The organism is Sphingobacterium sp. BN32 (assembly GCF_030503615.1).
GTDB lineage: Bacteria > Bacteroidota > Bacteroidia > Sphingobacteriales > Sphingobacteriaceae > Sphingobacterium.
In genome coordinates, this window is the sequence record NZ_CP129963.1 from 2,355,908 (window position 1) to 2,374,341 (window position 18,434).

At 41.9% G+C, this 18,434-nt stretch carries 16 protein-coding genes, 1 tRNA gene and 1 pseudogene; 5 read left to right on the forward strand and 13 right to left on the reverse strand.

The features are described from left to right. The first annotated feature begins 325 nt into the window (after window positions 1–325). Window positions 326–976 carry an ankyrin repeat domain-containing protein gene (locus QYC40_RS09885; RefSeq protein WP_301990086.1) on the forward strand — a complete coding sequence of 217 codons (651 nt, stop codon included), beginning with the start codon at window positions 326–328 and terminating at the stop codon, window positions 974–976. Here the strand turns inward: QYC40_RS09885 and QYC40_RS09890 are convergent. Together QYC40_RS09890 and ribD are read right to left on the reverse strand one after the other, a co-directional pair. Continuing rightward, window positions 973–2,253, reverse strand: a complete 1,281-nt coding sequence (locus QYC40_RS09890; RefSeq protein WP_301990087.1) for a DUF2851 family protein — start codon at window positions 2,251–2,253, stop codon at window positions 973–975. The genes QYC40_RS09885 and QYC40_RS09890 overlap by 4 nt on opposite strands. 50 nt (window positions 2,254–2,303) lie before the next feature. Continuing rightward, complete coding sequence (gene ribD, locus QYC40_RS09895; protein WP_301990088.1) at window positions 2,304–3,356, reverse strand: bifunctional diaminohydroxyphosphoribosylaminopyrimidine deaminase/5-amino-6-(5-phosphoribosylamino)uracil reductase RibD; 1,053 nt, start codon at window positions 3,354–3,356, stop codon at window positions 2,304–2,306. 65 nt (window positions 3,357–3,421) lie between these two features. Here ribD and prmC point away from each other — a divergent pair, with 65 nt between their 5' ends. Together prmC and QYC40_RS09905 are read left to right on the forward strand one after the other, a co-directional pair. Continuing rightward, entirely contained in the window at window positions 3,422–4,276 is an 855-nt protein-coding gene (gene prmC / locus QYC40_RS09900; protein WP_301990089.1) for a peptide chain release factor N(5)-glutamine methyltransferase, read from the forward strand. Between the two features lie 249 nt (window positions 4,277–4,525). After that, window positions 4,526–4,598, forward strand: a tRNA-Lys gene (locus tag QYC40_RS09905). Between the two features lie 231 nt (window positions 4,599–4,829). Here the strand turns inward: QYC40_RS09905 and QYC40_RS09910 are convergent. The 6 genes and pseudogenes from QYC40_RS09910 to msrA all read right to left on the reverse strand — a co-directional run. Further along, window positions 4,830–4,994, reverse strand: a pseudogene (locus QYC40_RS09910) (hypothetical protein); the annotation flags it as partial. Then, on the reverse strand, window positions 4,993–5,130 hold the full coding sequence (locus QYC40_RS18575) for a peroxiredoxin family protein (RefSeq protein WP_367652267.1): 138 nt from the start codon (window positions 5,128–5,130) through the stop codon (window positions 4,993–4,995). The pseudogene QYC40_RS09910 and the gene QYC40_RS18575, both read right to left, overlap by 2 nt. A gap of 57 nt (window positions 5,131–5,187) precedes the next feature. Continuing rightward, the gene (locus QYC40_RS09915) at window positions 5,188–5,883 is read right to left on the reverse strand and encodes a hypothetical protein (RefSeq protein ID WP_301990090.1); all 696 of its coding nucleotides are present in this window, start codon (window positions 5,881–5,883) and stop codon (window positions 5,188–5,190) included. A 327-nt stretch (window positions 5,884–6,210) separates the two neighbouring features. After that, window positions 6,211–7,725 (reverse strand): NAD(P)H-dependent oxidoreductase, encoded by a 1,515-nt coding sequence (locus tag QYC40_RS09920; RefSeq protein WP_301990091.1) that lies wholly within the window; start codon window positions 7,723–7,725, stop codon window positions 6,211–6,213. 63 nt (window positions 7,726–7,788) lie between these two features. Continuing rightward, on the reverse strand, window positions 7,789–9,834 hold the full coding sequence (gene ppk1 / locus QYC40_RS09925) for a polyphosphate kinase 1 (protein WP_301990092.1): 2,046 nt from the start codon (window positions 9,832–9,834) through the stop codon (window positions 7,789–7,791). Window positions 9,835–9,930: 96 nt separating this feature from the next. Beyond that, entirely contained in the window at window positions 9,931–10,566 is a 636-nt protein-coding gene (msrA, locus tag QYC40_RS09930) for a peptide-methionine (S)-S-oxide reductase MsrA (RefSeq protein ID WP_301990093.1), read from the reverse strand. 193 nt (window positions 10,567–10,759) lie between these two features. Here msrA and QYC40_RS09935 point away from each other — a divergent pair, with 193 nt between their 5' ends. Both QYC40_RS09935 and QYC40_RS09940 read left to right on the forward strand, forming a co-directional pair. After that, the gene (locus tag QYC40_RS09935) at window positions 10,760–11,221 is read left to right on the forward strand and encodes a GyrI-like domain-containing protein (RefSeq protein ID WP_301990094.1); all 462 of its coding nucleotides are present in this window, start codon (window positions 10,760–10,762) and stop codon (window positions 11,219–11,221) included. A gap of 102 nt (window positions 11,222–11,323) precedes the next feature. Further along, on the forward strand, window positions 11,324–11,947 hold the full coding sequence (locus tag QYC40_RS09940; protein ID WP_301990095.1) for a class I SAM-dependent methyltransferase: 624 nt from the start codon (window positions 11,324–11,326) through the stop codon (window positions 11,945–11,947). 41 nt (window positions 11,948–11,988) lie between these two features. Here QYC40_RS09940 and QYC40_RS09945 read toward each other — a convergent pair whose 3' ends face one another. The 5 genes from QYC40_RS09945 to QYC40_RS09965 are packed head-to-tail and all read right to left on the reverse strand — an operon-like array spanning window position 11,989 to window position 18,320. Further along, a complete protein-coding gene (locus QYC40_RS09945; protein ID WP_301990096.1) occupies window positions 11,989–13,167 on the reverse strand; it encodes an NRAMP family divalent metal transporter in 1,179 nt (392 codons plus the stop codon). Next, window positions 13,164–13,922, reverse strand: a complete 759-nt coding sequence (locus QYC40_RS09950) for a LamB/YcsF family protein (RefSeq protein WP_301990097.1) — start codon at window positions 13,920–13,922, stop codon at window positions 13,164–13,166. The genes QYC40_RS09945 and QYC40_RS09950 overlap by 4 nt, the downstream gene beginning before the upstream one ends. Further along, entirely contained in the window at window positions 13,912–14,874 is a 963-nt protein-coding gene (locus QYC40_RS09955; RefSeq protein ID WP_301990098.1) for a biotin-dependent carboxyltransferase family protein, read from the reverse strand. The genes QYC40_RS09950 and QYC40_RS09955 overlap by 11 nt, the downstream gene beginning before the upstream one ends. Beyond that, a complete protein-coding gene (gene pxpB / locus QYC40_RS09960; protein ID WP_301990099.1) occupies window positions 14,864–15,553 on the reverse strand; it encodes a 5-oxoprolinase subunit PxpB in 690 nt (229 codons plus the stop codon). The genes QYC40_RS09955 and pxpB overlap by 11 nt, the downstream gene beginning before the upstream one ends. Before the next feature lie 28 nt (window positions 15,554–15,581). Further along, window positions 15,582–18,320, reverse strand: a complete 2,739-nt coding sequence (locus QYC40_RS09965) for a DEAD/DEAH box helicase family protein (protein ID WP_301990100.1) — start codon at window positions 18,318–18,320, stop codon at window positions 15,582–15,584. Between the last annotated feature and the right edge of the window lie 114 nt (window positions 18,321–18,434).

Genomic DNA, 18,434 nt, shown 5'->3' on the forward strand with positions numbered 1-18,434 from the left:
GAGTGGTATTTCGTCAAATTCGTTCATAAAAAAAGGGTCGAATAAAGAATATATTCGACCCTACATCTACCTATGAAAAACATGCCCTTGGGGAGGGCATTACAAAAGTAGTTATTTCGTGAAAATAAATATAGGGTTGCTTAATAAAAAAGACTACTTGTAGTTGTTTGTCTACAAAAATTAAATAGTGTTCGTAAACGTTAAAAAAGATTTGTATGCAAAAATAGGAATTAACATTAAGAAAAACACCAAAGTAATAGAAGAATGCCTTTAATAACGCTTATTTAACTTTTTTTTATTTATTTCGTAATATAAAATGCCTGATATGAGTTTGACAGTCTTAGAGGAATATATTGAAACAGGGAATCATCAAGATTTAGATCTTTTGTTGAGTAAAAACCCAGATTTATTGAAAGAAAGTACAAGCCATGAAATATCTCCTTTGCTCCTGGCGTGCTATTATCATAAAACACAGATTGTTCAAGTCATGCTCAAATATCTATCCAGCATAACTATTCATGAAGCCTGTGCAGCGGGACTCAGCGAACAAGTACGATTTATGTTGGAACAGAAGCCAGATGTTATTAACGAGCTTTCCTCACACGGCTTCTACCCCATTGGGATAGCAGCTCATTTTGGACAAGAAGAAATTGTCCGGATGCTGTTACGCAGCCACGCGAATCCGAACGCGGCTTCAAAAAACGGGTATCAGGTCTATCCGATTCATGCTGCATTGAGCGCACAACACGATAATATTGTAAAAATGCTAATTGAGGCAGGCGCAGAAGTAAATGTTGTGCAATCTTCTCGTATTACCCCAATGCACCTAGCTGCTCAACAGGGAAATATTGATTTGATCATTATACTTTTGGAACATGGAGCTGACATCAGTATTAGATATGAGTTTGGCCAAACGGCATCTGATTTAGCAGCAGACAAAGGCTTCCATGATATAGCAGAAATATTAAAGAGCTAGCTACGGTTAATGATCGAAGCGCCAATACCGCAATGTAAACAGCGCTTTTTTCCGCAATAAGAGCTTCGCAATTGCAAGACAGCCTGACTATCCAATGCGGATTCTAGAGGTAACCCTAAACTCTTGAAAGGGCGTACTAGCTTATTCTTCTCAACCGGCATGTGCTCTAACCATTCCAAAGAACGATTGACTAAACGACCATTGCCGACATACTTTCCATACGAAAATAAAATTAACGCAAAACTATTGATCACCAGCAGCTGAAAAAACTCCTTTGATATTGATGTGCTATGACCAACCGACTCCTTTTCAAAATGATAATGATTTGACCAGAATTCAGGAATCTCTAAATTATCTACAAAATATTTTATTTCGTCCAACGATTCTGTCGTTGTTATCCACGAGAACCAAGAAGATTGATGTGTATAAAGAGAAGCGAGTTGAGCTAGTTTAAAAGTGGGAAAATTTGCCGGACGCATCCGCATGAATTTCCATTGATATGGAGATAGACTTTCTAATCCATGTAGCTTTTCGATATAGGCGTACTCTTTCTTTAAGTCCTGTACGTAGCTTTCTCTTTCTGAGGCATTTTGTAGGAAGCCCGCTTGACCGAAGAACAATGCATGAACCAACCGAGGCTGGTGAGCGAATTTCTTCAGTAGTTTTAGATTCAGTAGCCTACTCAGTGCTTTAAACTGCTCTTTGTTTACCTTCATTCCAAATGCAGAAGCTATGAGAATCAGCGTCACCCTTTCCCAATCACCTTGCGTCTCTTTGAGAAGTACTTTCACGTGCTCATAGCGAACCTCTAAACGCTCGACAACAGCCCGTTGCAGTACCTGCAGTTTGATGTGCTTAGGCACATTCTTAATATCATAAGCGCAAGGGATAGGATTTATATTCTGCAACAAGGTGTTTGCTTTCCATACAATTTCGGGCTCGATTAATTCCTTGAGATTCAAGCTAGGCAACAAGGAACCATCTGCTAAATAACAAGGGTCCTCCCCTTCCCAAATCACATGTAATATGACTGAATTGTATGCGGGATTTTCTTGATGGCCATGAATATACCAGTCTTTTGCTGACACATGCACTTCTACATTTCCTGAGATGTAGATACCCTCGATGTATAACAACGCGCTTTGAAAATCAGGTCCAGCGTCATGGTTCCAGTCTCCAGGATGCAAAATACGTATGGGCAGCCCTGCGCTTGTAAATAGGGGAATCTGACGAAACAATCTGAACCGCCAAATGAATTGAAGGATATCTTCGGACATGCGCACAACCGAACATAGCCAATGTATATTAACTTAAATGCTAAAAAATATTAGGAATGAATTAAGGTTTGAAGACTATCGGAGCCTACTTTCTCCATAGACCTTTGCTCGCCTTCAATCTGTGGTGCGGGGATGCCAGAAGACCAAGTCTCGGCTGACCGGAAAATCCGCGCTTCGTCCCACAAATCTGCAGCAATAAACATATCCAGGGTTTTCTTGCCCCCTTCTATAATGATCGACTGCACATCCATTAAATATAATTGGTAAAGAATCTGTTGCGGAAGGTAAAGATCGAAGTTCTCAAGTTCGACGAACTTAAGATGCCCCTGCCATTCAGTCTTTACAGAATTGAACACAATGGTTTCCGCCTGATCATTTAGAATTGCAAAATCCTGAGGAACGGCTAAGTTTTTATCTATCAATACGCGCTTTGGATTCGTTCCTTTCCAATCTCGAACTGTAAGGCTCGGATTATCTAGGATCGCGGTATTTTTGCCGACCAAGATCGCATCTTCCTCAGCTCGCCATTTGTGAACCAACTGCTTGCTTGCTACATTCGATATCCACTTCCGAGCAGCTTCCAGAGGAGCAAAATAGCCATCGGCTGTTTGTGCCCATTTTAAAATGACGTAAGGACGGAACTTCTCTAACTTCGTGAAAAATCGACGATTTATCCATCGGGCCTCTTTCTCCAGGAGACCAACGTCAGTCGCTATTCCTGCATCTTGCAGTTTTTTTAAACCGGCGCCATTCACTTTTGCAAAAGGATCTAAACATGCAATAACAGCTTTCTGAAATCCCATATTGACTAAAAGATCTGCACAGGGAGGCGTTTTTCCATGATGAGCACAAGGCTCTAAACTAACATAGATTGTAGATTCGCTAAACATGGCTCTAGCCTCTTCCTCACCGTATCTGGCAATAGTTTGATTTACGGCATTTACTTCCGCATGGGCCCCACCATAGGGAGAAGTGAAACCCTCGCCGATGATCTGATCCTGAAATACAATGACCGCCCCAACCATAGGATTCGGGCTTGTTGTCCCTGCCCCTAAAACTGCCAACTCCAAACAGCGCTGCATGTAATCTTGATCACTCATCATACCGCAAAACTATTAATTATATGGTTAAAAACACAGTTCTCTATTGATTTTTGTAGGTTTGTAAGATGGTAACCTTATTAAAAATTCGCCAAGAATTCGTTGAAAAGCTAGGCGATATTTACGACGCTGATGAGGCTAAAACCTTGTCTCAGATTGCTGTTGAAGCAGTAACGGGCTGGAATCGAATGCAACAAAATATGCAATTACAAACGACGCTCGACAAAGAAGTAGTGAATGCATTAAATGACATGTTACAAACATTACGAGCCGGGAAACCCATACAACATATTCTTGGTCGCGCACCTTTTTACCATATGGATTTTACCGTCAATCAACATACACTCATCCCTCGTCCAGAAACGGAGGAACTGGTTGAACTTATCCTTACCGACCATAAAGGGAAAGAAAACTTAAAAGTTGTCGATATAGGCACAGGCACAGGCTGCATCGCTATCAGCCTCCAAAAGCACTTATTCAATGCCATGACGACGGCAGTCGATATTTCCAGCGATGCCCTGGAAGTTGCTCGTGAGAACGCAAAGAGATTAGGTGTGGCAATCGATTTCCGCTGTTTGGACATTCTCGAATGGGAATTTACTTTCGGCGAGGGGCAGTTTGATATTATCGTTAGCAATCCGCCTTATATTACGCAAACAGAGATGCGTGATATGCATCGAAATGTTTTGCAATATGAGCCACATACGGCTCTATTCGTCCCGGAAGAAGCTCCCCTCCTCTTTTATGACTATATCGCCGATTTTGCTTTATCTCACCTTGCACCGCAAGGAACTCTTTATTTCGAGATCAATCAATACCTCGCTGAGGAAACAAAAGCGCTAATGCTTAAAAAAGGGTTTTCGACTGCAGATATCTTTAACGACATAAACAATGTTCCTAGAATGTTGAAAGCCGCTTTATAGAGTTTCAAAAAACATGCGGATAATTTGAGACCGGAGTATCCAATTAATCGCGATAGTGTTAGCAACATCGAATCAAAAAAAGGCCTAAATCAGCAAAAGGGAAACGTTAGGGCTATTTTTTCAAACTGAAAAACAACGAGTTAAAAATTAGACCTTCTTTTTTTAACAAAAGATTTGGACTGTATGGATGATTTTTCTACCTTTGCATCACTTCAAACAACGAAGGGTACTACAAAATATCAAGTACAAGATTCCGTAGCTCAGCTGGTAGAGCAATACACTTTTAATGTATGGGTCCTGGGTTCGAATCCCAGCGGGATCACAAAAAAAAGCAACTCCAAAAGAGTTGCTTTTTTTGTGCCCGATGGATTCGAACAGAAGCGTCGGGAGGGGTTCGATTCTGGAAGGCTCAGGGTTAGTGTTTGGGAATCGCGGGGCTGAGCCACTCCCAGCGGGATCACAAAAAAAGCAACTCCAAAAGAGTTGCTTTTTTTTGTGCCCGATGGATTCGAACAGAAGCGTCGGGATGGGTTCGATTCTGGAAGGCTCAGGGTTAGTGTTTGGGGATCGCGGGGCTGAGCCACTCCAATTGATCTTCTTTTGTAGCATTAATCCATTTTTCTTTCCTACTTTCATCATCCAGGGAAATACCTAAAATATCAAAATTTTTAGTTTTGAATTTTTGATGAGCTTTCACAACATATTGATTTTCATCTCTACACGGTCCGCATCAGCTTGCCAAAAAAATTCAATAATAAATATTTCCCTTTCAAACTATTCAGCGATACCAAATTTCCAGATGTATCCCTACCACTAAAATCAGGTGCTACTTTTCCAACTTGAACTGCGTTCATACGATCAATACTCTTGCGAAATTCTTTACCGGTGGATGTTTGCTGATACCGAAATATCTACCTCTTATTTAATGCTTCTATCATTCTCAATATTTCAACAGTTCCTTTTCCGTCGTTATTTTCAATACGATCAATTCGACCACGTAAATCATATTCTATCCGAGTATCTCCAATTTGAATTACCCTGCCATGAAGATCATATTCAACACGCTGATCACCTATTCTATCCACACGACCACGTAAATCATAATCAACATCCTGATTCCCAATTCTATCCACGCGACCACGTAGATCATAATCAACATCTTGATTCCCGATTCTATCGACACGACCACGGAGATCATATTCGACATCCTGCTTACCAATTCTAACAACACGGCCACGAAGATCATACTCAACGTCCTGATTCCCTATTCTAACAACACGGCCACGAAGATCATACTCAACATCCTGTTCACCAACCTTCACGATTCTATTTCTGAGATCATATTCAATTCTTTGATCACCAATCTGCGATAAACGCCCGCGTAAATCGTACTCTAAGTGGTCGCCTCCAATTCGACCAGCACTTCCCGCATAGAATGGAAGTGTATTGACCAAGTTCCCTTTTCCGTCGATTAGAACTTTAGAATCACCATTCTGAATGGAAATAACGTTATTATTGATAAGATCGATAAGTCCTAAGGAGATATTTTGCGCATGCACGTAGGTCGTGAAAGAGAAAAGTAGAAATGTAAAAAAGAGAGATTTCATATGCCAAATTGAGGTTAACAACTATCGATTTGACAAGTAAAAACAGCCGACGTTTAATGCTGTCTATTCGAATATTCAAATTTATTATTAGTAGAAATTGAAAGATGTTATTGAGGAAATCAAAATTAGATAAATTGGAAGATAAACAACTTACAGAAGTCAAGAAAATGAAAAACGCATCCTAATAGATGCGCTGAAAGGAATGAAATCATTGCTTCTCAAATCTTAGATTAGATCCAATCGATCGCCATTAATTTCCATAATCATATAATAGTGAATATGAAACCTTCATAAACTGACTTAAAAACAGTCGTTCATGAACTATTCTCAAATCAAGCGAAAAAAAGGCACTAAAGCAAACCATAAGATGTACATCAAGGCAATAGCCATTATCCCATCAATACGGTCAGGCTTATTTCTCTTTTGAATAAAATTGAAAAACATCAGCAAAAGAATCCCGCCATGAATCGCTGCCAAATAAATTATATTGCCATAGGCGTCTTTAACGAGATCAATTTGGTTCAACAACGCCACTGATATCAGCGACATTAATACGAAGAAACCTGCAAGATAAGCCCCTCCGGTCTTGCCTAATCGTACCACCAATGTTCCTTTGTTACCAGCCTTATCCGCCTGATAATCTGGAACACCAGCCATAATAATCGCAGGGATAATGGAGAAAAACAAAGGAATTCCTAATAGCCATGGGTAGGAATGATTGAAATCGCCACCCTGAAAAATAAAACCGCATAGAATAACCGCGAAGCTATGCGTAAATCCTACAATTATTTCTCCCATTCCATGATAGGAAAACTTCAAAGGTGGAGCGGTGTAGGAAATAGCGATACCAAACAGTAAAACTACACTCAATACTATCGTTGGAAAACTGCTTATGGAGACAATTCCTAAAAGTATAGTGGACAAACTGAGGGCAATCAACAGTCCCTTCATCGCTCTGATCAACTCATCATCCGATATTACACCGCTAACCAAAACCCTTGAGCCTCCTGAAAAAGGACCAAATGATTGGTTTAGCTTATCGGTTTCCTTGTCGTAATAATCATTACTAAATACGGTAATCACTTCAATCAAAAACAGCACGAGGTAGCCCAGTAAAAATACCGTCCAGTTAAAGGAATCGAATAACTTTGCATAGGCAAATGCGCCGATACCGTAGGCGAAGAAGGTCATGGGGTAAAACTGTAATCGGATAGCCTGTATCCATGGCATCAGCTTTTTTATAAAGCGCTCTCTTGCATTTAAGACGCCGTTGCGGAGCGCATAACCTTGTTGATAGACTTTTTTCAACCAAAGATCCTTCTGTTCCTGGCTGGAATGCTTTATAGGACTCAGAAGCATCTTACGTACGGGGCTGACTCCACAGAACTTCAACGTCGCATTTTCCATAGAACGACGCGAGGGTGCTCCATTCACAATTCGATCGATCAGCACAGGTGTATCCATCGTAATAATCAGCTGTGCAGTTTTGGGTTTCAGCAATTTCTCAAAAGCGTCGGGTTGTATTTCGTAAAATGCAAAGCCCGGCACAAATACCCGATCGACAAATCCCTTCATCAGTGCCGGCATATTGCCCCACCAAGTCGGATAAATAAAGACCAGATGGTCCGCCCATTTAATTAGTTCCTTTGCCCTCACTATATCGGGTTCTGAAAATTGATCTTGAGGCGATGGAACGAGTACATTCAATTCAAAGTCTAAATCTGATAGTCGCAGAAACTCAACCTCCGCGCCTGCCGCCAGCGCACCAGCGCTGTATGCGTCTGCCAATGCCGAACAATAGCTGTCGGGGCGTGGATGTCCCAAAATGACAAGTACCTTCATATAAAACTCTTTCTTATACAACAGGCTGCGAAAGAAAGTGTTTAAAATCAATGAAAAACCCCGTCAGATAGACTTGTGCTTTTGCTTTTGCTGTAGGTACTGAAGAATGGCTTCCTGCGATGACATACCAGATCCGAATTCGACCCTACCATTATGGCCCTCGGGTAAAATCCAGGTTCCACTAACATCATCTTGGTTCTGAAGCTCTAAATAACGCAGTAGCTCTTCTTTATGATCGATATGATTAATAGGGAAACAAACTTCGACACGGTGAAAAATATTGCGATGCATCCAATCGGAGGAACCTAGAAACAGAAGCTCTTCGCCAGCATGGTGAAAATTGAAAATCCGAGAATGTTCTAAATAACGTCCCACGATTCGCTTCACCCTTATATTTTCGCTCAAGCCCTCCCTTCCAGCTACTAATCGGCAGATTCCACGAACGATTAACTCTACCTTAACCCCACTCTGTGAGGCCTCATAAAGTTTACTTATAAGCGTTTCTTCCTCTAGATTATTGAGCTTGATTCGGATGTGTCCTTTAAGCCCTTGCTTTGCTTCATTGATTTCGAAATCAATAAGATCGAGAAAGTCATCGTATAAATTAAAATGAGCAACCAGCAATTGCTGAAAATCAATCTGCTCGTCTGCGTTTTTCCTCCTGTTTTGTGATAGGAAAGAGAATAGAAGATGTAATTCCTGCAATATTCCTTGTTCAGCAGTTAGAAGCGAGTGATCGGTATATTGCTTCGCGGTATTCTCATTCAAATTTCCGGTCGACAGTAATCCATAGTATCGTCTATCGCGAATAACCAACGCTATTTTAGCATGCACTTTAATCTTCGGAATTCCATAGGAAATCTGCACGCCCTCTTTCGCTAATCGTTTTGCCCACTGTATATTATTATCCTCATCAAACCTCGCTTTCAATTCGACAAACACAAAGACCTTTTTCCCATTTCTTGCAGCATTGAGCAAAGCGTGTCCAATTTTAGAATCCTTCGCCAAACGATAAACTGTGGTATAGATATGGGTCACAGCAGGATCTAACGCAGCTTCATTAAAAAAACGGAGAACCGTGTCATAAGAATGATAAGGTGTATGAAGCAGGATATCTTCCTGATCCATCAAATTAAAAATACGCGATTCATCTAATCTCGGTAAGAGAATGGGAACATGTGGAGAATATTTTAGATGATGCTCAGCAATCGGAAAATCAAAGAAATCCTTCAGATTATGATACTGCCCCCCTGCCATGGCGTTTGACTTCTTGAGTTGCAGAAAGTCCAAGGCTTTGCTCAATTCTTCCTTTGGCAAATCAGCTGCATAGAGAAGCCTCGTTGCTAAACCGAAATCTCGCTTCTGTAATTCTTTCAGTAGCTCCTCACTTAAATCAGTCCCGGCCTCCTCTTTGATATTCAGTTCCGCATTTCGTGTCACCTTAAAGCTCGATAGATGAACGATATTTTTGAAAATTCCTAACTCACTGATAAAATGCTTAATAATATCATCTATAAAGAAAACATAACGCCGACCTTCATGCATAATCAGCTTGAAGCGTGAAATATGGTTACTTGGAATATTGATGATAAAACGTCGATCGTCGGACGTGAGGATAAAAAAGTAAATATGATTGTTCTCCGGAAAGAATGAAGCTGACTCCTTCAGATCAATAATATGTAGGTAGGAAGCAACATCTACTAGGAAATAAGTTCGAAGCTCCGAGATTGCAAATTCAGGAATCGCTTTTCCATAAATTAAGATAATGTCCTGCTTTTCTAGCGAAGGGATAATCCCCTGTACCAAGATACTTCCAAAGCGCTTCTGTTGCTTTCGGATGATGCGTTTGACTATCTTAAAATGATTGTATGTAGGTGGATTGTCAGCACTTAACTTATTCTTTTTATCTAACTTTCGCTGCCCAATCAAAAGCGGCATGCGGACGCGAAAAAACTCATCAAGATTAGAAGAGTAAATCGCCAAAAATTTCAAACGCTCTAGTAATGGCGTACTTTCCTTTGCAGCCTCTTCCAGCACACGCTCGTTAAAATATAGCCAGCTAATGTCCCGATCAATAAATATCGATTCCTTGCCTACTCGTGTTTCCATACGTGATTATTACCCTTTTATCTTAGTGAGGCCAAGATAATTGATATTTTTAGGAAAAGGAGTAGGGAATGCTATCAATATAGGAAAATCTGCTATCTATCTTTGATTTGCTTTACGTGCAAGTTCAAATAACTCAGGACCAATATGGCAGTATCCGCCGGGGTTCTTATCCAAGTATTTCTGATGATATTTCTCTGCGACATAAAAATTCTTCAAGGGCAGCGCCTCCACGACGACCGGTGCATTAAAACCTTTCGCAAGCGACTCTAACTTCGACAGAACTAAAGCCTTCTCTCCCTCATCGACAAAATAAATACCTGAGCGATATTGCGTTCCTATATCATTGCCCTGTTTATTTAAAGTGGTAGGATCGATCGTTTTTAAAAATAAATCGATCAACAAGCCCAATTCCACAACCCTCGGATCATAGATTACCCGAACGGTCTCGACAAAACCGGTCTTTCCGGTGGTTACTTGTTTATAGGATGGATTAACAATATTCCCATTCGCATAGCCAACTTCCGTTTTTGTGACGCCACGGACTTGCTGAAAGAAATGCTCCGTACCCCAGAAGCAGCCTCCCGCAAAATAGATTTCCTTCAGATCTTTACTAATCGGTTTAACGGTATCTGTAGGCTGCGCCTCCACATTTTGGGGTATTTGCTTATTAGACATCAACAGAAATCCGCCCACGAATGCCAAAAGTAGTACAATAACAATAGTCGTTTTCATATTTCTTTGTTTAAAGGAAGTATGTTCTACCCTAGCAAAATCGCTAACATTCAGAACTTTACTTTCTATTCAAATTTAGGAAAATCCTATTAGTAAAAAATATTTTTTATGGAATAGATAGTGTTTTTCTCCCTGCTGCCATAAGGCTGTCAATGGGACGCTTAATTTTGCTTATATCATAAAATTTATCAAAATGAGGACAGAGACAATCGAACAATTCTATGTTATCGGCATCAGCACAAGAACTTGCAATGCAAACGGACAAGCTGCCCGGGATATCGAAGCGTTATGGGGTAAATTCTGGAACGAAAAGATCCAAAATCAGATTCCTAACAAAACCAGTGAAGACATCTATGCAGTTTATACAGATTATGAATCTGATTTTAATTATCCCTACACGACAATTATCGGTTGCCCGGTAAATTCCCTTGAGCACGTCCCAGAGGGTTTCGTCGGCGTCAATATCGAAAAAGCAACCTATACAAAGTTCCTGTCTAAAGGAAAAATGCCGGAGGCAGTCGGCAAGACATGGTTTGAAATATGGGCAAATACAGATCTAAAGCGAGCATACAAAGCCGATTTCACCGTGCATGGTAAGAAATATTACGACGGCGACGAAGCAGAGGTGGAAACTTTTATTTCACTAATAGATTAAAAGAGATAGAAATCTGACAAATGGCGTATAACCTTGTCTTTATAAAAGCTTAATATTGCGAGGGTATCGAGATGTTCGAATACCCTCGCAATTTTAGTAAGCATGAGCGAAACATTCAATTCAAAAGGCCATTGGGATGGCATTTATGAAGCAAAACAAATAGGAGATTTTAGTTGGTATCAAGCCGTTCCCAGCTCATCGCTAGAATCGATCAAGGAATTAAAACTTAGCCATGACGCCAAAATCATCGACGCTGGTGGAGGCGACACCTATCTGGTGGATTATCTTCTTGAACAGGGATATAACAGCTTGACGGTGCTAGATATTTCTTCCAAAGCTATTGCGCGCGCAAAAGAAAGACTTGGAAAAAATGCCGACAAGGTCGAATGGGTCGTATCTAATGTCATCGATTTCCACGCGGATGTGCAATATGATTTATGGCATGATCGCGCTGCATTTCATTTCTTGACACAACCCGCCGATATAAAGAAATATTTGGAAATTGTTCGTAATCACATCAAGAAAGACGGGTATCTTTTAATCGCTACATTTTCGGAAAATGGTCCTAAAAAATGTAGTGGGATTGAGATTAAGCAATATAGCTTAACAGCACTTCAGCAAACTTTTCAAGCTCACTTTGATTGCATTCGTTCCGAAAACATGGATCATACTACACCTTCAGGCGCCGTACAGAATTTTAGTTTTTGCGTATTCCAGCCTAACTAAGCGATGGAGTAGCATGCAGCGATAGCGCTAGCTAAATCTGCCTAATTCAAAAAGAGCTCAAGAATAACCTTCGAACTCATATAGCTTAATACCGCAATGATCAATACGCCGACAATCGTCAGGATTGCAGGTTGCTTATAGTCGCCAACAATATCGGTGCGATATGCTGCAATTAGCATAACAGCAAGAGACAAAGGCAGGATAATTCCGTTGACAGCCCCCGCAATGATTAAAAGCTCAACAGGCTTTCCAACGAGCATAAACACGAGCGTCGAAAACAGAATAAAAGCGATAATAATCCAGTTCTCGTACTGCGCAATCTTGGTGTGGAAGGATTTCAGGAAGGAAACCGATGTATATGCTGACCCGATTATGGAAGTGACTGCTGCAGCAAACATCACTAATCCAAATAGTTTATATCCAAAGTTTCCTGCCGCCAGTTGAAATACCGAAGCAGTAGGATTGCTCGGGTCGATAATCAATCCCTGACTGATGATACCTAGCGATGCTAAAAACAGAAATATGCGGATGAGTGAGGCTACTGAAATCCCCATCACCGCACTCCTATTCACACTGCTGAGGTTTTCTTTCCCCTTAATGCCGGCATCAATCAAACGATGCCCTCCCGCGAAAGTAATATATCCTCCAACCGTTCCGCCAACAAGGGTAATGATCGCCATGAAATCTATTGTTGTGGGTGCGACCGTTCTTAATGCTGCTTCTTTTACTGGTGGAGCAGATATTACAGCAATAACGATGATGACAATTATCATGATAAAGCCCATGATTTGAGCAAAAAGATCCATTGCTTTGCCCGCTTGCCGGTTTGCAAAAACCGCGATTGCTAAAATTGCAGAAATAATAGCCCCCGTCGCAACATCCAGCCCTACTAAGGCTTCCAAGCCCAAGCCAGCACCAGCCACATTACCGATATTGAATGCCAGACCTCCCAATACGATGAGCAGCGCTAGGAATGCCCCAAGCCCGGGAAGTAGTTTATTGGCAATATCTTGTGCCCTCATCTCCGACAGGCTGATAACCCGCCAAATATTCAATTGCACACCGATGTCGATTAGGATCGAAATAAGGATAACAAAACCAAAACTTGCGCCTAATGATTGCGTGAAAACCGTAGTCTGGGTTAGGAATCCAGGTCCAACGGCAGATGTTGCCATCAATAATGCGGCTCCTACTAAGGCCGATTTATTTTTATTTTTCATCGAATGCTGATATCAAAATCCGTTAATTGTTGCTGAATTTGCTTTGCGAATTCAGCGGCACCTTCATGATCTCCGTGTAAACAAATAGTGTCAGCTTCGATGGGTAAAGCATCACCGCTCACTGTTATGACTTCACCTGTCTGCAATATGCGAACAATCTGTGCTATAGCCGCGTCCACAGTTTTTAATATGGCATTGGGCTCCGTACGCGGCGTTAAACTCGCATCAGCCTGATAAGTACGATCTGCGAAAACCTCGTGAAATACCGATAATCCCCTATCCTTTCCTGCACGCGTTAGTTCACTTCCCGATAGTCCATATAAGATTAGCGATGAATCCAATGCTTGAATAGCATCCGCAATGGCATCCGCATAAACCTTATCTTTCGCAGCGAGGTTATACAGCGCCCCATGCGGCTTCACATGATGTAACTTAGCACCTCGCGCTTGGGCGATTGCTGCTAGCGCACCAATCTGATACAATACGGCCGCATAGACTTCCTTCGGAGTCATCGATATAGCCCGACGTCCGAAACCCGCTAAATCTGGGTATCCTGGATGCGCGCCTATATGTACGCCATGTTGAATCGCTAAATAAATTGTTTTCATCATGATGTTTGGATCGCCAGCATGAAATCCACAGGCGATATTCACCGAAGAGACAAAAGGCATAATCGCTGCATCGTTTCCCATAGTCCATGAGCCGTAACTCTCCCCCATATCGCAATTTAAATCTATAAACTTCTTAGCTTTCATATTTTAGTTTTACACCTTGTCTTAATCTATTTATTTGCTGCTCTTGCTCCAACAAAAGCTTCTGAGCGGCACGCAAGTCAATTTCTTCAAATTGGATATGCTCACCCGGCTTTAGTTGTGCCAGTAAAGGGATATCGATACTTGCGACCTGACCTATGATCGGATATCCGCCGGTGGTCCCATGATCCGCCATCAAAATAATTGGCTGCCCGTCGGCAGGAAGCTGAATCGTTCCAAAGCAGACTCCGGATGAAAGAAGCTCCCGCTTATCTTTCAAATGAAGCATCTTAGATTTCAATCGATACCCCATCCGATCGGATGAATTGCTTATTTCAAAGGACTGTTTAAACAAATCCGATAAGCTATCCTTTTCCAAACGAGCGGTATGAGGACCTGCTATGATACGGATTTTACGGCTTGCAAGATTCGGATACAAGGAACTGTCCATCGACCAGTTGAAAGTAGATGAAACTGATTCAAATGCTTTTAAAAAGGAAATTTGATCTCCTTTGACCAGCGCCTGTCCGTTCAACCCGCCCATCTTTCCACTTAAATAAGTCGAACGACTTCCTAAAACAAGCGGAACATCCAATCCTCCGTAAAAGCAAATATACGCTCTACAGCCTTCCGAATCCGCCTTACCGAAGGAAAGTACCGCATCCTTAGGGACGTAAATCGGTTTCCACATGGCTATTTCTTTTCCATTAAGCTTAGGTAACAGATTCGCACCTGTAATGCTTATAAGTTGATCCTGATCGAAGCGAATACTCGGTCCTGTCCAGGTGCATTCAATAGCTGCAGCCGATTCATCATTTCCAAGAAGTACATGACCTAATCGCAGCGCCAATCTGTCCATCGCACCACTCACTGGTACCCCTTGGCGTTGAAAACCCCACCTGCCCAAATCTTGAACAGTACTCAATAAGCCGGCCTTTATGATGCTAATTCCCATCCCTATGCGATTTAAAATACTTATATTCCTCTTCCGTAATAGCAGCAAACTTCACCCGGTCACCTGCCATCAGCAACGAAGGTTGCTCTCGCTGTATATCAAATAAAGCAATCGGAGTTTGCCCTATAAGTTGCCAACCTCCCGGTGTTTCCATCGGATAGACTCCCGTCTGCTCCCCAGCGATACCCACAGAACCTGCCGGAATTTTTAATCGCGGGGTCGAACGACGTGGCGTGGATAATATCTTATCCATCCCTCCCAAATAAGGGAAGCCCGGAGCAAAACCGATCATATAAACCAAATATTCCGCATCCGTATGACGTTCAATGATTTCTTCAACGCGAAGGCCTGTATGCTCGCTCACAACAGGGAGATCAGGACCATTATACCAAACGGGAATAACCTTCGGTTTCAAGTATGCTATTTCTCGGTTATAGCCCTCTTCCAGAATCGCATTCGTCAAATCAACCAATCGATCATAAGAAATTGCCAGTGGATTATAATGTAATGTCAAAGTGGTATATCCAGGCACAGCCTCCAGTATCCCGGGAATCTCTCGCTCGATAAATCCTATTGTCAGTTGTCGAATTTGCATATTGATTTCCGGAGCGATAGTCTCGCCAAAATCGATCAGCAGTGCGGCATCTCCTAGGGGGCAATAATTCACATTTTTTGACATACTATGACGATTACAAATTGATTGAAAATTAACGCCAAATATTGACGTGTTGCACGCTGGTATCCTCACTGAAATGGTTTGCTAATGCGGCGACCTTCGAACGAATCAGCAACTTCCTACCCGCCATATTCTTGGTGAAGATTAATTCGCAGGAACCGACCTCCTCGCGCCAGAAGCTTGCAAAATCATTCGCCAGTGCCGCACGCTTACTCAGCATTTCGGGCACAGCGTGATAATCATATTGCCTCAGTACTTTCAGCGCTAAACTCTTTCGAATAATAATATAGCGCGGCGAATTAATAGGTTCCACGACCTCTTGAATCATCTGCACAAACAAAGACTTTTCATAGGTCGTTCCGCCATCCAAATGACAGAAGACCGCCCCTTCTCGATCCGCAAAGGTAAGAACACGAAGATCCTTCAAACTCGTTGTGAATATGCCGTTTTTGCATAAGGTTTTAATCAAGGCGTTTCCGATTTTGTATATATCCTTGGTTATATCCCTGTATTTGGCATAATATCGAAATGTTCTCATCGTCCTAGCAGAGAAAAATACGGTCCCTACAGCAAACATACCCATCATCAACGTACCTCCCGGCGCCCCCAACCACTTCATCATTTTCATGGAAATTTGCGTACTCCATTCTAAGTAAAATACTACAGCTGAGCCCAAGGAAGCTACCATATTTCCGATGGTCTTTTTCATTTCTGCAGCCTTCATTCCTTGATAAGCATCAGGCTCAAGAAAGGGCAGCTTTATCTCCTCCAACAGCTGTGTACCCTCAGCTATCGCCTCATTCCATTTTTGTGGAAGTCGGCTACGTTGGCCTGCCAAAACAAAACTATGCTTATTAAACTGCGTAATGTTCTCCTCATTTACCTCGGTCGGAAAAGCAATACGCGAAAGTCCATTCTCGATGCCACCACGTTCATCTTCTACCAAGCCGACGAAGTTGCGGAAACGACGTCGCAATAGTGCGATCTCTTGCCCGCCATCAGCAACAGTTGAATCAACACAGGCAATATGCCAAATGTTACTCGTCTTATCCGGCACATTTAGGTTGGTGCGAATAGCCCGACCACGCATCTGATTGGATGAAACAAAAGAACCCACAACAGAGGCCAAAATAAGGCTATTGATTGCTGGAGCATCCCATCCTTCCCCACGTAATGCTTTGGTACCTATCAAAACCTCAATTTCACCGGCCTCAAAAAGACGCGTAACAATGGCAACCATCCAATCGCGACTTTGATCAGTAACCGGTATCATATAGTAGGCTGTATCGAAGACCAGCGGCTTGATATACAGCGATTCACTAGGATTCAACAATTGATATGCAGTCCGTAGCGGATCGACAGCTGCTTGAGGAAGGATAACAATCGTACCTGATAATACGCCTATTTTTTTGTTGTTTCGGTTATTCCTTCGCAATTGTTCAAAAATAGGCAGCACGCCAATCTTACGCAAGGGCGTCGAGTTTTCCGGGCTGTTGACTAGATATTCCTTACGCACGAAATCAGTAAGAATAACCTGTCGAAGGCTTCTTCCAATAATACCAAATTCAAAATTACTGATGTGTTCAATTGCGGTTAATTTACTTACACTAGCATGGAGCTTCTGAAGTATCTTAGTCCCTTGTTCGAACTTAATGCTGCGACGCTCAATGATACCTAAACGTCTTAATCGATTCAGTAATACCTTCCGTTCATCTTCGAAATGATCTTTAAAAAAACCTTTTTCTTCGAAAAGATAATTACGTAGAAGTTCCTCCATCCAGGAAAAGTCCAGATCGGGAAGTTGTAAATCCTCCTCCCGATGCGGAATCCCTAGCAATTCAAAATGCAAGGAGCTGATTTCAATCGAGTGCGATCGAAGAAAAATCAAACTAGCGGAATAAAACGCCAAGTTCTCATGTATCTTGAATTCATTTGCCAAAGGGTCGACAACAGAAGGATGTGTGGAAATCGCTCGGATAAGGTTTTCATCATTCTTAATCTCTTCAAAAAGCTCGACCGCTCTGGTTCTATAGCTCCGAATAAGCTGAAGCTCCTCCGCCGTTGGCTGACAACAATAAACATAATCTTGATGCGGACATAAATCCCCCTGTTGTATCAACTCAGGCACCGTAATCTCAGCATCAATCGGACCATTTAGATCCAAATATCGGCTCCACTCCAACCCAGATACATCGTAGGGCGGGGTTGCTGTCAATCCTACCATTTTTGGCTCTATGCCTTTTTTTAGTCGATCGAGAGTTTGCCACCATTCATTTTTTAAATGATGTGCTTCATCCAGAATAAAGGTTTGCACAGCTTGTTCCTGAAGTCCTTTTAATATCTTGGGTAAATTCAGAAAATTCGAGCGTGCCTTTTCAACGACATCCGTTTCATCGACATAGTCCAATTTGAAGTTTCCCTCTTTACGGTCGTTGCAGGCCGCATGCAAGCCCTGATAGGTCACGACAGTAATTAGCTTTGGATGCCGGATATCTTTCGAAATGTAATCAGGGACATCCTGCTGTTGAACAAACAATTCAGTGAACCGCTGTATCCATTGATTACGGATGGCGAGCGTTGGTGCTAATATGAGCGTGGGCTCTCCTAAGCGGAGCATAACTTCCAGCCCGAGAACCGTCTTTCCAGAACCTGGAGGAGCAATAACGTGTAAATGAGCATCGTCCATATGTGACGATAACTCATCAAGTACGCGTTGTTGATAGCTACGCCAGGGATATTTAAATTTTATATTGGCAGAAAATACGCTCATTCATGATCTTTTTCTAGGGATTAAGATACAGAAACAACAGAATCGAACCAAACGAATATACTATAGAATTGATAGTTTAATCACGTGCCCAAGGTTGCAGCTTGTTCGTTTTCA

Bases quoted from the DNA above. Each gene is read 5' to 3' on its own strand.
- QYC40_RS09920 (WP_301990091.1), bottom strand. From the start codon at position 7,725: ATGAAGGTACTTGTCATTTTGGGACATCCACGCCCCGACAGCTATTGT.
- QYC40_RS09955 (WP_301990098.1), bottom strand. From the start codon at position 14,874: ATGGGAATTAGCATCATAAAGGCCGGCTTATTGAGTACTGTTCAAGAT.
- QYC40_RS18575 (WP_367652267.1), bottom strand. From the start codon at position 5,130: ATGAACGCAGTTCAAGTTGGAAAAGTAGCACCTGATTTTAGTGGTAGG.
- QYC40_RS09965 (WP_301990100.1), bottom strand. From the start codon at position 18,320: ATGAGCGTATTTTCTGCCAATATAAAATTTAAATATCCCTGGCGTAGC.
- QYC40_RS09890 (WP_301990087.1), bottom strand. From the start codon at position 2,253: ATGTCCGAAGATATCCTTCAATTCATTTGGCGGTTCAGATTGTTTCGT.
- QYC40_RS09915 (WP_301990090.1), bottom strand. From the start codon at position 5,883: ATGAAATCTCTCTTTTTTACATTTCTACTTTTCTCTTTCACGACCTAC.
- ribD (WP_301990088.1), bottom strand. From the start codon at position 3,356: ATGATGAGTGATCAAGATTACATGCAGCGCTGTTTGGAGTTGGCAGTT.
- prmC (WP_301990089.1), top strand. From the start codon at position 3,422: ATGGTAACCTTATTAAAAATTCGCCAAGAATTCGTTGAAAAGCTAGGC.
- QYC40_RS09940 (WP_301990095.1), top strand. From the start codon at position 11,324: ATGAGCGAAACATTCAATTCAAAAGGCCATTGGGATGGCATTTATGAA.
- QYC40_RS09950 (WP_301990097.1), bottom strand. From the start codon at position 13,922: ATGAAAGCTAAGAAGTTTATAGATTTAAATTGCGATATGGGGGAGAGT.
- msrA (WP_301990093.1), bottom strand. From the start codon at position 10,566: ATGAAAACGACTATTGTTATTGTACTACTTTTGGCATTCGTGGGCGGA.
- QYC40_RS09945 (WP_301990096.1), bottom strand. From the start codon at position 13,167: ATGAAAAATAAAAATAAATCGGCCTTAGTAGGAGCCGCATTATTGATG.
- QYC40_RS09885 (WP_301990086.1), top strand. From the start codon at position 326: ATGAGTTTGACAGTCTTAGAGGAATATATTGAAACAGGGAATCATCAA.
- pxpB (WP_301990099.1), bottom strand. From the start codon at position 15,553: ATGTCAAAAAATGTGAATTATTGCCCCCTAGGAGATGCCGCACTGCTG.
- ppk1 (WP_301990092.1), bottom strand. From the start codon at position 9,834: ATGGAAACACGAGTAGGCAAGGAATCGATATTTATTGATCGGGACATT.
- QYC40_RS09935 (WP_301990094.1), top strand. From the start codon at position 10,760: ATGAGGACAGAGACAATCGAACAATTCTATGTTATCGGCATCAGCACA.